The organism is Sphingopyxis sp., from assembly GCF_036261875.1.
Classification (GTDB): Bacteria; Pseudomonadota; Alphaproteobacteria; order Sphingomonadales; family Sphingomonadaceae; genus Sphingopyxis.
On sequence record NZ_DATAJZ010000004.1, the window covers coordinates 67,731 to 81,370 of the forward strand.

Here is a 13,640-nt window from a genome sequence, read left to right on the forward strand (position 1 = left end):
AACTGGATTGTTCGGATTATTTCTTCTTGTTCATCAAATTGGCGAGTTCGGGCGGGATCGCCCCGCCGCCGAGGCCGGGCAGCCCGCCGAGACCGCCGCCGCCACCCATGCCGCCCCCGCCCATACCGGGAATGCCGCCGCCCTTGCCGAACAGCGCGCCGAGACCCTTGAGGCCGCCCATCTTGCGGATGCGCTTCATCGCGGTCGACATTTCCTGGTGCATCTTGAGCACCCGGTTGACCTGCTGCACCGTCGTTCCCGAGCCGTTGGCGATGCGGATCTTGCGCTTTGCGGTCAGGATCTCGGGCTTCGCGCGCTCCTTCGGCGTCATCGACCCCATGATCGCATCGAAGTGGATCAGCATCTTGTCGTCGGCGCCGCTGTCGGCCATCGCCGCCTGCGCCTTCTTGAGGCCGGGGATCATGCCGGCGAGCGCGCCGAGGCCGCCCATGCGGCGCATCTGGTTGAGCTGAGTGCGCAAGTCGTTGAGGTCGAACTGGCCCTTCGCCATCTTCGCCGCCATCGCCTCGGCCTCTTCGGCCTGGATGGTCTCGGCGGCGCGTTCGACGAGGCTGACGACGTCGCCCATGCCGAGGATGCGGCCCGCGATGCGCGAGGGCTGGAAGAGTTCGAGCCCGTCGAGCTTTTCGCCCGTGCCCGCAAACTTGATCGGCTTGCCCGTGACCGCGCGCATCGACAGCGCGGCGCCGCCGCGCGCGTCGCCGTCCATGCGGGTCAGCACGACGCCGGTCAGCGGCACCTGGTCGGTAAAGCGCTGCGCGACCTGCACCGCGTCCTGCCCGGTCAGGCTGTCGACGACGAGCAGCGTCTCGGCCGGATTGGCAGTGCGCGACACCGCCTGCATCTCGTCCATCAGCTGCTGGTCGACGTGGAGGCGGCCCGCGGTGTCGAGCATGAGGACGTCGAAGCCTTGCAGCTTCGCCGCCTGCAGCGCGCGCTGTGCGATCTCGACCGGCTGCTGGCCCGCGACGATCGGCAGGGTCGCGACGTCGATCTGGCTGCCGAGCACGGCAAGCTGTTCCTGCGCGGCGGGGCGATTGACGTCGAGCGACGCCATCAGCACCTTCTTGCGCTCCTTGTCCTTGAGGCGCTTGGCGATCTTCGCCGTCGTCGTCGTCTTGCCCGAGCCCTGCAGGCCGACCATCATGATGACGGCGGGCGGGGTGACGGCAAGTTCGAGTTCGGCGGTTTCGGAGCCGAGCATCTCGGTCAGCGCATCGCTGACGATCTTGACCACCTGCTGCCCCGGGGTGACCGAGCGCAGAACATTCTGCCCGATCGCCAGTTCGGTGACCTGATCGACGAAGCTGCGCACCACGGGCAGCGCGACGTCGGCCTCGAGCAGGGCGATTCGCACTTCGCGCATCGCCGCGCGCACGTCGGCCTCGGTCAGCGCGCCGCGGCCGCGGAGCTTTCCGAAAACATCGCCAAGCCGATTGCTCAGACTGTCGAACATGCGCCTTTTCAACCCTTCTGACGACCGCAACGCAAAACACGCCGGTGAGCGAAACCTCGCCAACCAGCGGTATCCGTGGACAGGTTTTCCGTCGCGGATGTCGTATCTGCCCGGATGCAAGATGCGTCCGAACGCGGCGCCTTTACGCAAAAGCGGGGCGAAAGGCAAGCGCGAGCGATCCTCCAACGATGACGTGATTTACCGCTTCGTCACGCCGGACCAAGTCCGGGATGACGTGCGAGACGGCCATTTAACGCAAATTTCACCGCTCGCGGCCAATATACCGGTGATGGTGGGGAATATATCTATGACATTATGGCCGAAGTCGCGCGACCGAAGCGAGGATGCGCGCCGCGACGTCGTCGCCGGCGGCATCGTCGTCGCGGGCATATTGCTGTTCGTCGGCACCGGCGGCAGCGTGATGCAGTCGGTCGTGCAGACTCTCGTCGGCATCGGCGGCGGCCCCGACAAGGTGCTGTCGGTCGCGCTGATCCTGAATGTCGCGCTCATCCTCTTCGGCTGGCGCCGCTACGAGGATCTCAACCGCGAAATCCGCGAGCGGACCGAGGCCGAACAGCGCGCGCGCTACCTCGCCGACACCGATCCGCTCACCGGCTTCCTCAATCGCCGCGCGCTGATCGTCCAGGGCCAGCGGCTGATCGCCGATGCCACCTCGAACGGGCGCCATGTCGCCCTGTTCCTGCTCGATCTCGATCATTTCAAGACGGTCAACGACATCCACGGCCATGCCGCGGGCGACCGCGTGCTGCAGGTCGCGGCGGAGCGGATCAGCGGCGTGCTGCCGCCCACCGCCGCCAAGGCGCGGCTCGGCGGCGACGAGTTCGTCGCGATGCTGTCGTTCGAACCCGCCGCGCGCGCCAGCATCGACGCGCTCGCCGCGGCGCTGGTCGCCGCGCTCGAGGATAATGTCGCGCATGATTCGCAGCAGATCCGCGTCGGCGCCTCGCTCGGCATCGCGCTCGCTACCGACGCCAGCATGACGATGGAAACGATGGTCCGCCAGGCCGACATCGCCATGTATCACGGCAAGGACGAAGGGCGGAACCGCCACATCTGGTTCGAGCAGGGCATGGAGATGGCGGTCCAGGTCCGCAACCAGATCGAGACCGGGATTCGCGACGGGATGCCGCGCGGCGAGTTCATCCCCTATTTCGAGCCGCAGGTCGATATCGCGACCGGCCGCCTCGTCGGCTTCGAGATGCTGATGCGCTGGGAATCGCCCGAATATGGCCTGATCCCGCCCGAGCGCTTCATCCCGGTCGCCGAGGACAGCGGCCTGATCGGCGAGCTGTCGCTGCAGGTCATCGGCCGCGCGATGGAGGTCGCCAAGGGCTGGGACCCGTCGATCATCCTCGCGGTCAATATCTCGCCGCAGCAACTCAAGGACCCCTGGTTCAGCCAGAAGCTGACCAAGCTGCTCATCGAAACGGGTTTCCCCGCCAGCCAGCTCGAGGTCGAGATCACCGAAAGCTCGCTGTTCGAGAATCTGCCGCTCGTCCGCTCGATCGTCACCAGCCTCAAGAATCAGGGCGTGTCCCTCAGCCTCGACGATTTCGGTACCGGCTACAGCTCGCTGTCGCATCTGCGCGCGCTGCCGTTCGACCGGATCAAGATCGACCGCAGCTTCATCGCCGCGATGCGCGGCAGCCCCGACGCGCTGGCGATCGTCGTCGCGATCGTCCGGCTCGGCGAAAGTCTGGCGATGCCGATCACCGCAGAGGGGGTCGAGGACGAAGCCACCGCGATCGAACTCACCCGTCTCGGCTGCTCGAAGGGGCAGGGTTGGTATTACGGCCGCGCCGCGTCGATCGACGACACCGCCCGCCTGCTCACCGACCGCGGCCTGCTGCGCACGCCGATGCTGCCCGCGACGGCAGGCGAGGAAGAAGAACTGCGCAAGCGGGCGTAATCCTCCCCTCCCTTCCAAGCCGGGGAGAGTCAGGCAGCCTCGGACGCCTCGCTAGACTTCCCCGCCCCGCATCCCTAAATGCGCCCCATGGCGGACCGCTTCACCAAGATGCACGGGCTGGGCAACGACTTCGTCGTCATCGACGCGCGCGAGCAGGCGGTCGAGATGACGCCGGCGCGCGCGCATGGCATCGCCGATCGGCGGCACGGCATCGGCTGCGACCAGCTCATCCTGCTCGAACCCTCGGCGAACGCCGATGTGAAGATGCGTATCTTCAACGCCGACGGCAGCGAGGTCGAAGCGTGCGGCAACGCGACCCGCTGCGTCGCGACGCTGCTGGCGCGGCCCGCGGTGATCGAGACGCTGGGCGGAATGCTGCGCGTCACTCCCGCCGACGGCGGCGCCGAGGTGGTGCTCGGCGAACCGGTCTTCGACTGGGAGGCGATCCCGCTCGCGATGCCGATGGATACGCGCGACATGCCCGTCGCGTGGGACGAGTTGGAGCATGGCGCCGCGGTCAATGTCGGCAATCCGCACATCATCTTCTTCGTGCCCGAGGCCGATGCGGTGCCGCTCGCCGAACTCGGCCCGCGGATCGAGACCGACCCGCTGTTTCCCGAGCGCGTCAACGTCAATGTCGCGAGCCTCGATGGCGAGAACCAGCTTCAGCTTCGCGTCTGGGAGCGCGGCGTCGGGCTGACCCAAGCGTGCGGCACCGGCGCCTGCGCGACCGCGGTCGCCGCGATCCGCGCCGGGCTCGTCGCGTCGCCGGTCACCGTGTCGCTGCCCGGCGGCGACCTGATCATTCGCTGGGCTCCGGGCGAGCCGATCGTGATGAGCGGCGCCGCGACGCGCGTCTTCGACGGCGAGACCGACTGGGCGCGCTTCGGATGAGCCTCCTCGCCGCCGACCGGCAGGAGGTCGTCAATTTCGGCTGCCGGCTGAACATCGCCGAGGGCGAAGCGATCCGCGCCGCCGCGCGCGAGGCCGGCGCGCGCGACACGATCGTCTTCAACAGCTGCGCGGTGACCGACGAAGCGGTGCGGCAGGCGCGCCAGGCGGTGCGCCGCGCCTTGCGCGAGCGGCCGGGGGCCGACGTCGTGGTGACCGGCTGTGCGGCCGAACTGGAGGCCGAGCGCTTCGCGGCGATGGGCGCGCGGGTGGTGGCGAACGATGCGAAGGGGTTGGCGAAAAGTTATATAAACACCGTGTCCCCGCGAAGGCGGGGACCCATCTCCGGCCGGTTCGAGACAGCACTGGCAGAAGATGGACCCCCGCCTTCGCGGGGGAACACGACCTCTTTTAGCACGTCGCGCCCCTATTCCCCCGCCCTCTCCGGCCCGGACCACGCGCGCGCCTTCCTCGGTGTCCAGACCGGCTGTGCGCATAGCTGCACCTTTTGCGCCACGGTGATGGCGCGCGGCACGGCGCGTTCGGCGACGGTCGACACCGTGCTCGACGCGGCGCGGGTCGCATTGGATCGCGGCCAGCGCGAGATCGTGCTGACCGGGGTCGACCTTGCGAGCTATGGCGACGACAGCGGCACCAGCCTCGCCGCACTGGTCGAGGCGCTGCTCACGCTGCCGATCGCGCGCCTGCGCCTGTCGTCGCTCGACCCGAACCGCATCGACGACGCCCTGTTCGCGCTGCTGACGCAGGAAAAGCACGTGATGCCGCACGTCCATCTGTCGCTGCAGGCGGGCGACGATATGATCCTGACCCGCATGAAGCGCCGCCACCGCCGTGCCGACGCCGTCCGCCTGACCGAACGGCTGAAGGCCGCGCGCCCCGACATCGCCATCGGCGCCGACCTGATCGCCGGATTTCCGACCGAGGATGACCAGATGTTTGCCAATACAATGGCCCTGATCGACGATTGCGACATCGTCTTCGGCCATATCTTTCCCTACAGCCCGCGCGCCGGCACCCCCGCAGCGCGAATGCCGCAGGTCGGCCGCGCCGTCGCGCGGACGCGCGCCGCCTTGCTGCGCAAGGCCAATGCGCGGCGGCGCCATGCCTGGATGGATGCGCAGGCGGGGCGCACCGCCGCGATGCTCGTCGAGCGCGACGGGCTGACCGGCCATGCAGAGAATTTCGCGCCGCTGACGCTGACCGCGCCCGCCGAACCCGGCACCATCGCCCGCGTCCGCCTGACCGCGCGCGACGGCGAACGGATGATCGCGGAAAGGCTGGGCGCATGACCGGGCAGAGCTGGAGCGAGCGGCTGCTCGGCGGCCTCAAGCGCACGTCGGAACGGCTCGGCGAGAATCTGTCGGGGCTTACCGGCAAGTCGCGGCTCGACGACGACGATCTCGACCGCATCGAGGAGGCGCTGATCACCGCCGACCTCGGCCCGGTGATGGCCGCGCGCATCCGCGATCGGCTGGCCGAGCGCCGCGACGTCGCCGCGAACGGCACCGAGGAATTGCGCAGGGTCGTCGCCGAGGAAATCGCCGCGGTGCTGCGCCCGGTCGCCGAACCGCTCGACATCGACGCCTTCCCGCGTCCGCAGGTGATATTGGTGATCGGGGTCAACGGGTCGGGCAAGACCACCACCATCGCTAAGCTCGCGCATCTGTTCCAGGAACAGGATTATGGCGTGATGCTCGTCGCGGGCGACACGTTCCGCGCCGCGGCGATCGGGCAACTGAAGGTCTGGGCCGAACGGCTCGGCATCCCGATCATGGCGGGGCCGGAGGGTGGCGATTCGGCCGGCATCGTCTTCGACGCGGTCAAACAGGCAACCGCGACCGGCATCGACGTGCTGATCGTCGACACCGCGGGCCGCCTCCAGAACAAGCGCGAGCTGATGGACGAGCTTGCGAAGATCAAGCGCGTGCTCGGCCGCCTCAACCCCGCGGCGCCGCACGACGTCGTGCTCGTCCTCGATGCGACGACGGGGCAGAATGCGCTGTCGCAGATCGACGTGTTCCGCGAAGTCGCCGGGGTCACCGGCCTCGTCATGACCAAGCTCGACGGCACCGCGCGCGGCGGTGTCCTCGTCGCCGCGGCGGAGCGCCACGGCCTCCCCATCCACGCGATCGGCATCGGCGAGACGATCGACGACCTCCGCCCCTTCGACGCCGACGAGATCGCGGGCATCATTGCCGGAAACATCCGATGAGCGACCAACTTCCCACCGGCCCCGAAACGGTCCCCGCGCCGCCGCCAGCCAAACATGGCTGGCTGGGTTTCGCGATCGATTTCGGGCCTTTGCTGGTTTTCTTCCTGACCTATAAATTCACCTCGGGCGGCACCGGCGCCTTTGCCGCGACGACCGGTGCGATCAAGGCCACGGTCGCCTTCATGATCGCGATCGTCGCCGCGATGATCGTGTCGAAATGGAAGCTCGGCCGGATTTCGCCGATGCTGTGGATATCGAGCATCCTCGTCCTCGGCTTCGGGGCTCTGACCATCTGGTTCCACGACGAGCGCTTCATCGTGATGAAGCCGACGATCATCTATGCCGCCTTCGCGGCGCTGCTGCTCGGCGGCTGGATGCTAGGGAAGCCGATGCTCAAATATCTGCTCCAATCGGCGCTCGAAGGCGTGACCGAAAGGGGCTGGCTGTTGCTGTCGCGCAACTGGGGGCTGTTCTTCGCCGCGCTCGGCGTCGCCAATCATGTCATGTACGAGCTGATCCAGGCGGGACGGATGAGCTTCGACATGTGGCTGACGATCAAGGTCTGGGGCGTCACCGCCCTCTCTTTCCTCTTCACCCTGACGCAGGTTCCGGTGATGCTGAAGAACGGACTGGCGGTGCCGGAAGAGACGAACAGATAGGCAGCGGCGCTTCCTGTCCCGTTCGTGTCGAGCGAAGTCGAGACACCCATCGGCATGGCGCTGTCCTGATAGGTGTCTCGACTTCGCTCGACACGAACGGAATTAACTGTCGGCTTATCCCTCCACCGCCGCCTTGTGCATACGGCCGTTCAGCACATAATGCTGCACACCGACCTGCATTCCCGCCGCCTGCGCATCGTCGATGTCGCGCACGCGCCGTGCGGGCGCGCCCGCCCACAGTTCGCGCGCGGGAATGTCCTTGTTCTCGGTCAGCAGCGCGCCCGCGGCGAGCATCGCGTCGCTGCCGATGCGGCAACCGTTCATCACCGTCGCCTTCAATCCCACGAAAGCGCGGTCGGCGAGCGTGCAGCCGTGGATCATCGCCATATGGCCGACCAGCACATCCTCGCCGATGATCGTCGGAAAGCCATCGGGCCGGTGCGGCATCGGACCGTCGCAATGGACGACACTGCCGTCCTGGATGTTCGACCGCGCGCCGACGACGATGCGGCTGACGTCGGCGCGCAGCACGCAATTATACCAGATGCTGACATCGGGGCCGATCGTCACGTCGCCGATGATCCGGCACCCCGGCGCGATGAAGGCGCTGGGGTCGATCTGCGGCGTCTTGCCGTTCACGGCGATGATGCTGACGTCGGTATAGGTCATTCGCGTTGTCCGATCAGATGGCCCCAAAGCAGGACCGGCAGGGTCGACGCATAATCGTCGGTCCAGCGTTCGAAATGCGGCCGCGATTCGAGCGGCACCCATATGCCGTCCTTCGCCGCCTCCGTGCGCGGCTCGAGGCCGTGCGTCAACTGGTCCAGTCGCTGCGCCGTCGCGGTCAGCGCCACCCAGTTCGATCCGGTCAGGTCGCTGAAGTCGTCGTCGGCCGCGCCTTCGTCGGGCGACGGGTCCATGCGGATCGCCGCCGACCAGCCGCGCGCCTTCGCCTCCGCCGCCAGCACGGGCTCGAGATCGAAGAAGCGGTTCGAGATATGGATCAGCAGGATGCCGTCCGGTTTCAGCGCACGCGCATAGATGCCGATCGCTTCGGCCGTCAGCAGATGCAGCGGAATGGCATCCGACGAAAAGGCGTCGATGATCAATATGTCGAACTGCGCCGCGGGCTGCTGTGCGATCCGCAGCCGCGCGTCGCCGATCACGATCGGCACATCGGGGGCGCAGCGGCTGATGAAGGTGAATTTCTTGCGGTCGCGCGCAATCCGCGCCATCGCCGGGTCGATCTCGAAGATCGTCCAGCGCTGCCCCGGGCGGCGGTAGCAGGACAGGGTTCCGGCGCCGAGCCCGACGAGCCCGACCGCGGCGCGCGGCCCGGCGAGCGCTTCGGCCTTGTCGAGCGTCAGCCCGACCCCCGATTGGTGGCCGTAATAGGTCGTCGGCTCGAACTGATGCGGCGCATCGGTGCGCTGGAGCCCGTGCAGGGTCGTCCCGTGCGCGAGGCGACGCTGGTGACGGTAAGGATCGTCGGTCACCGTATAGACGCCGAAATAGCTGCGAACACGCATCCCGGTCATGCTCTCTTGCAGCGTGCTCCATCCTCCGACGCCGAGCATCAGCAGCGCCAATATGGCAACGAAGGCCCAGCGCCAGCCGATAACGAACAGACCGATGACGAAGATCGCGATGCCCCAGACCACAGCCTCCCCCTCGAGGCGGCCCGTCCATTCGCCGACCATCTTCCAGCAGGCGAAGATCGCGAAGGCCACGAGCAGCGCCGCGACGGCCCGCGCCCGACCCGGCGACAGTTTCAGCCATGCGTCCCATGGGAACAGCACCGGAAGCGGCAGCAGCATCGCGGCAGCGAGGACGAGCAGCGGATGCTCATACACCCAGTCGAAAATCAGCGGGGCGATCAGCGCGGCGAACAATCCGCCGAGCACCCCGCCTGCCGACATGACGAGATAGAAGAGCGTCAGATGTCCCGGCGCGGGCCGCAGATGATAGAGATAGCCGTGGAGTGCGGTCGCGACGATGAACAGCATCGCGAGCGCCGCGAGCGCGACGACCATCGTCCCGCCACCGGTGCTGAGCAGCGCCAGCCCGCCGATCGACAGCAGCACCGCCGGAGCGATGGTGGTGAAGACCTGGGTCAGCCGCTCGGCGGTCGAGAAAGCGATGACGAAGCTCAGCAGGTAGAGGCCGAGCGGCAGCACCCACAACAGCGGCATCGCGACGATGTCGGTGGTGAGGTGCGTCGTCGTCGACAGCATGAGGCCCGACGGCACCGCCGCGAGCAGCAGCCAGTGCATCCGGCGGCGCAGCGACGGGCGCGGCTCGGCATCGCTCGCGATGTCCGTGTGCACGGCATGGGCGTGCCAGCGCGCCGCCGCGCTCGCCGCGACGAGCAGCACCAGCAGGCCATAGCCCGCGCTCCACCCCCAGCTTTGCGCCGCGAGCGGCAGCGACGGTTCGACGAACGCGGGGTAGCTGATCAGCCCGGCAAAGCTGCCGAGGTTCGACGCGGCATAAAGATAATAGGGGTCGCCGGCGCGCGTGTCGGCCGCAAACCAGCGCTGCATCATCGGCGCCTGCGCCGACACGACGAAGAAGACCGGGCCGATCGAGGCGAGCAGCAGCAGCGGCACCCACAGCGCCTCCTGCCCGGCGGCGGGCAGCGCGATATGGGCGATGCCGATCGGCAGCCACAGCGCCGCGACGAGGAACAGCGCGACATGGATCATCGCCTGACGGCGCACCTCGAAACGGCCGAGCCAATGAGCATAGGCATAGCCGCCAAGCAGCAGCGCCTGATAGACCAGCATCGCGCTGTTCCAGACGGCGGGCGCGCCGCCCAGCCGGGGCAGCACCATCCGCGCTACCATCGGCTGGACCTGGAACAGCAGGAAACTGCCGACGAATATCGTCAGCACGAACAGCCAGCGGCGCGGCGTTGCGGACAGGCGATCGATCATGCCGCCATCCACGCCCCGCGCGCAATCGAATAGGTGACATGCGGACGGAGCGGATCGCTCTCCGCCAGTTTCGGATGATCGAAGTCGAGATCGGTGTGGCGGCGCATCCCGAGCCGATCCATCACCGCCTGGCTGCGGGTGTTGCCGCGCCAGGTGATCGCCCAGACGACATCGTCGGCGAGATGGGCAAAGGCCCAGTCCATCGCGCCGCGCGCCGCCTCGGTCGCATAGCCGGCGCCCCAGCAGTCGCGCGCCAGTCGCCAGCCGATTTCGGCCTTGCCCTCGACCGGCCCCGCACTACCGCGGATGATCCCGCACCAGCCGATCAGCCGCGCATCGTCGCGCCGTTCCAGCGCCCAGAAGCTGTGGCCATGCTCGGCCTCGATCGCGCGCATACGGTCGATCAACGCGCTCGTCGCGTCCATATCTAGAGGCGGGCCCAGCGTCGCCATGACCTCGGGATCGCTGCAAATAGCCTGGAACGGCGCGACATCCGCGTCGCGCCACGACCGCATCGCCAACCGCGCGGTCTCGATCATCCGTTCAGCAACCGCGCCGCATGGAGCGCGTGATAGGTCAGCACGCCCGAGGCGCCCGCGCGGCGGAAGGCGAGCAGGGTTTCGAGGACGAGCGCATCGCGGTCGCCCGCACCGGCGGCGGCCGCAGCCTCGATCATCGCATATTCGCCCGACACCTGATAGGCATAGACGGGCACCGCGAAATGATCCTTCACCGCGCGCACGACGTCCAGATAGGGAAGCCCCGGCTTGACCATGACGCTGTCGGCGCCTTCCGCCAGATCCGCCTCGACCTCGCGTAGCGCCTCTTCGACGTTCGCGGGGTCCATCTGATAGGTCTTCTTGTCGCCCTTGAGCAGCCCGCGCGAGCCGACCGCGTCGCGGAAGGGACCATAGAAGGCCGAGGCATATTTGGCGGCATAGCTCATGATCTGGACATGGCCGAAGCCCTCGATCTCCAGCGCCTCGCGGATCGCGCCGACGCGGCCGTCCATCATGTCCGAAGGCGCGATGATATCGGCCCCGGCGCGCGCCTGATTGAGCGCCTGTCCGACCAGCACCTCGACCGTCTCGTCATTGAGAACATAGCCTGCCTCGTCGATCAGCCCGTCCTGCCCGTGGCTGGTATAGGGATCGAGCGCGACGTCGGTGAGAATGCCGATCTGGTCGCCGAGCGCCTGCTTGATCGCAGCGGTCGCGCGGCACATGAGATTATCGGGATTGAGCGCTTCCGCGCCGTCCTCGCTGCGCCGCCCGGCCTCGGTATAGGGAAAGAGCGCAAGACAGGGGATGCCCGCCGCGACCGCATCCTTGGCGCGCTCGACGAGCCGGTCGACCGACCAGCGCGACACGCCGGGCAGGCTTGCGATTGGCTCCTCGGTTCCCGATCCCGCGCAGACGAACAGCGGCCAGATCAGGTTCGAGGGGGTCAGATGATGCTCGCGCACCATCGCGCGGCTCCAGCCGGTGCGGCGGCTGCGGCGCAGGCGCAGGTCGGGAAAGGGGGCGTGAGTCATGCCCGCGTGCATAGCGGCGCGAAGCGCAAGGGCAAATAGCATTCATCCCCTGCCGCTTGCAGGAGGGGGAAAGCTAGATCCCTTCGCCCGCGCGCTTGGCGGCAACATCGCCGAGCAACCCGAGCTTCGGACCCTCGACGGGCTTCGCCGCGACCGGAGCGAGCGCCGCGCCGGGCGCGATCGACGTGAGCTGACGGATGCGCGCGCGGAAGTCGGCGAGCGCCTGCCCTTCCAGCCTGGCGCGGATGACGAAGGCGATCGACAGCGGGTTCACCGGAACGCCATTGCGATAGACTTCATAGTGAAGATGCGGGCCGGTCGAGAGGCCGCTCGACCCGATATAGCCGATCACCTGCCCGCGCGACACATGCTGGCCGGGGCGCACCGCGATGCGGCTCATATGACCATAGCCGGTGCCGAGCCCGCCGCCGTGACTGAGCTTTACATAATTGCCATAACCGCCGGTGCGACCGGCGACCTGCACCACGCCGTCGCTGACCGCGAAGACCGGACCGCCGTAACCGCCGCCCATGTCGATGCCGCGATGCATCCGCACATAGCCGAGTATCGGATGGCGGCGCATCCCGAAGGGCGAGGTAATCCGACCGTTCGTCGGACGCACCATGCCGCTGCGCTGCTCGCCGGCACCCGACGCCTCGAACCATTGGAGGCGGCCGTCGACGGTCCATTCGATCATCGACAGCTTGGGCTTGCCGCCGCGGACAAGGCCCGCATAGAGCAATTTGCCCGTCTCGCTCTCGCCCGTTTCGGCGCGGCGATGCTCGACGATGATGTCGAACTCGTCGCTCGCGCGGATGTCGCTGCCGACCGAAAGCTGGCGGCCGACGACGCGCAGATAAGCCTGGATCGATTCGGGCGAAGCGCCCGCGGCGCGCGCCGAGCGATAAAGGCTGTCGCCGACGCGGCCGCGGATGCGCAGCGGCGTCGCGTCGACCGCGATCGGAATGCGGCGCATCACCAGCCGCCCGTCGATCCGCTCCATCTCGATGCGCAGGTCGAAGCGCGCGCGCATCGCCAGCGCATCGACCGGGCGCGGCATGGTCCGCGCGGCGCGGCGACCGAGGATCAGGTCGATCCGCGTGCCCGGCGCGATGTCGACCAACGGCACCGCCGACGATATCTGGCTCGCAAGCGCCTGCGCATCAACGCTGCCCACACCCGAGCGTTCGAGCACGCGCGCAAAGCTGTCGCCCTGACCGAGCGTTGCGGTGAGTTCTATCTGCGGGCGTTCGGGGGTCTGGGCGAGCGGGCGTACGGCGTCGGTCGCGGCCATGTGACGGCCGGTGTCGCCGCCGAGCGCGAGCGGCACGATCATCTGCGCGCGCGCTTCGTTGAAATCGGCGGCATTGAGCGCTGCGGCGGGCTGTTCGAGCGGCTTCACGCCGGGATAGGTCGCAATCGCGGCACCGCACAGCAAAGTCAGCGTTGCGAGCCCACGCCACCATTCGCCCGAACCGATATTGTCGCCAAGGTTTGGAACGAGATCGAGCAGCGCGAGCCGATCGCGCCAGGACAGCGCCGGTTCGGGCGCAGCGTCCGCACGCCGCAGGCCGATCGCCTGCGACATCGTCAGGGCGGCGGCATTGCCGGACATCCCCGCGATGGGTTCGTGACGCTGGAACAAAAGCAACCCCCGTTCGACGGGCCTCCCGACCCGGCCGTCGAATGATCTTTTCGACCGCCGGTCTGTAAACAAAGGCCGTTAAAGTCAATTTAACGCCCCGCCCCCGCCGGCGGCTTGCGGCGGGCCGTGCGGAGCGCGGGATATGACGCGGCCTCTGCGCGAATTTATGGAATGGTGGCTTTCGACCGGGAGCCGACAAGATATCCTCCCCGGCACGGGGAGGGGGACCATGCGAAGCATGGTGGAGGGGCACCCTCGGTTTACGCTTCGATCCAGAAAAGGCGCGCCATGACGCACCTGCCCCTCCACCACCTTCGGTGGTCCCCCTCCCCGTG

The 13,640-nt window shown here is 67.8% G+C and carries 11 protein-coding genes; 5 read left to right on the forward strand and 6 right to left on the reverse strand.

Going from position 1 to position 13,640, the window contains the following annotated elements:
• Positions 1-16: 16 nt before the first annotated feature.
• Positions 17-1,477, reverse strand: coding sequence for a signal recognition particle protein (ffh, locus tag VHO04_RS00960; protein ID WP_329626609.1), 1,461 nt, complete (start codon positions 1,475-1,477; stop codon positions 17-19).
• A gap of 307 nt (positions 1,478-1,784) precedes the next feature.
• On the opposite strand from ffh, the gene VHO04_RS00965 reads away from it, so the two are divergent.
• The 5 genes from VHO04_RS00965 (at position 1,785) to VHO04_RS00985 (ending at position 7,190) form a co-directional block, all read left to right on the forward strand.
• Positions 1,785-3,407: a putative bifunctional diguanylate cyclase/phosphodiesterase gene (locus tag VHO04_RS00965; RefSeq protein ID WP_329626610.1), complete on the forward strand. Its 1,623-nt coding sequence runs from the start codon at positions 1,785-1,787 to the stop codon at positions 3,405-3,407.
• 87 nt (positions 3,408-3,494) lie between these two features.
• Entirely contained in the window at positions 3,495-4,301 is an 807-nt protein-coding gene (gene dapF / locus VHO04_RS00970; RefSeq protein ID WP_329626611.1) for a diaminopimelate epimerase, read from the forward strand.
• Positions 4,298-5,608, forward strand: a complete 1,311-nt coding sequence (locus VHO04_RS00975; protein WP_329626612.1) for a MiaB/RimO family radical SAM methylthiotransferase — start codon at positions 4,298-4,300, stop codon at positions 5,606-5,608. Before dapF ends, VHO04_RS00975 begins: the two co-directional genes overlap by 4 nt.
• The gene (gene ftsY / locus VHO04_RS00980) at positions 5,605-6,531 is read left to right on the forward strand and encodes a signal recognition particle-docking protein FtsY (RefSeq protein WP_329626613.1); all 927 of its coding nucleotides are present in this window, start codon (positions 5,605-5,607) and stop codon (positions 6,529-6,531) included. Before VHO04_RS00975 ends, ftsY begins: the two co-directional genes overlap by 4 nt.
• Entirely contained in the window at positions 6,528-7,190 is a 663-nt protein-coding gene (locus tag VHO04_RS00985) for an inner membrane-spanning protein YciB (RefSeq protein ID WP_329626614.1), read from the forward strand. The genes ftsY and VHO04_RS00985 overlap by 4 nt, the downstream gene beginning before the upstream one ends.
• Positions 7,191-7,304: 114 nt before the next feature.
• Here VHO04_RS00985 and VHO04_RS00990 read toward each other — a convergent pair whose 3' ends face one another.
• From VHO04_RS00990 to VHO04_RS01010, 5 genes are all read right to left on the reverse strand, one after another.
• Entirely contained in the window at positions 7,305-7,859 is a 555-nt protein-coding gene (locus VHO04_RS00990) for a gamma carbonic anhydrase family protein (RefSeq protein ID WP_329626615.1), read from the reverse strand.
• Positions 7,856-10,126 carry a fused MFS/spermidine synthase gene (locus tag VHO04_RS00995; RefSeq protein ID WP_329626616.1) on the reverse strand — a complete coding sequence of 757 codons (2,271 nt, stop codon included), beginning with the start codon at positions 10,124-10,126 and terminating at the stop codon, positions 7,856-7,858. The genes VHO04_RS00990 and VHO04_RS00995 overlap by 4 nt, the downstream gene beginning before the upstream one ends.
• A complete protein-coding gene (locus VHO04_RS01000) occupies positions 10,123-10,665 on the reverse strand; it encodes a GNAT family N-acetyltransferase (RefSeq protein WP_329626617.1) in 543 nt (180 codons plus the stop codon). The genes VHO04_RS00995 and VHO04_RS01000 overlap by 4 nt, the downstream gene beginning before the upstream one ends.
• Complete coding sequence (gene hemB, locus VHO04_RS01005) at positions 10,662-11,660, reverse strand: porphobilinogen synthase (RefSeq protein ID WP_329626618.1); 999 nt, start codon at positions 11,658-11,660, stop codon at positions 10,662-10,664. The genes VHO04_RS01000 and hemB overlap by 4 nt, the downstream gene beginning before the upstream one ends.
• Before the next feature lie 73 nt (positions 11,661-11,733).
• Complete coding sequence (locus VHO04_RS01010; RefSeq protein WP_329626619.1) at positions 11,734-13,275, reverse strand: M23 family metallopeptidase; 1,542 nt, start codon at positions 13,273-13,275, stop codon at positions 11,734-11,736.
• Positions 13,276-13,640: the final 365 nt, after the last annotated feature.

Bases quoted from the DNA above. Each gene is read 5' to 3' on its own strand.
- ffh (WP_329626609.1), bottom strand. From the start codon at position 1,477: ATGTTCGACAGTCTGAGCAATCGGCTTGGCGATGTTTTCGGAAAGCTC.
- VHO04_RS00965 (WP_329626610.1), top strand. From the start codon at position 1,785: ATGACATTATGGCCGAAGTCGCGCGACCGAAGCGAGGATGCGCGCCGC.
- dapF (WP_329626611.1), top strand. From the start codon at position 3,495: ATGGCGGACCGCTTCACCAAGATGCACGGGCTGGGCAACGACTTCGTC.
- VHO04_RS00975 (WP_329626612.1), top strand. From the start codon at position 4,298: ATGAGCCTCCTCGCCGCCGACCGGCAGGAGGTCGTCAATTTCGGCTGC.
- ftsY (WP_329626613.1), top strand. From the start codon at position 5,605: ATGACCGGGCAGAGCTGGAGCGAGCGGCTGCTCGGCGGCCTCAAGCGC.
- VHO04_RS00985 (WP_329626614.1), top strand. From the start codon at position 6,528: ATGAGCGACCAACTTCCCACCGGCCCCGAAACGGTCCCCGCGCCGCCG.
- VHO04_RS00990 (WP_329626615.1), bottom strand. From the start codon at position 7,859: ATGACCTATACCGACGTCAGCATCATCGCCGTGAACGGCAAGACGCCG.
- VHO04_RS00995 (WP_329626616.1), bottom strand. From the start codon at position 10,126: ATGATCGATCGCCTGTCCGCAACGCCGCGCCGCTGGCTGTTCGTGCTG.
- VHO04_RS01000 (WP_329626617.1), bottom strand. From the start codon at position 10,665: ATGATCGAGACCGCGCGGTTGGCGATGCGGTCGTGGCGCGACGCGGAT.
- hemB (WP_329626618.1), bottom strand. From the start codon at position 11,660: ATGACTCACGCCCCCTTTCCCGACCTGCGCCTGCGCCGCAGCCGCCGC.
- VHO04_RS01010 (WP_329626619.1), bottom strand. From the start codon at position 13,275: ATGTCCGGCAATGCCGCCGCCCTGACGATGTCGCAGGCGATCGGCCTG.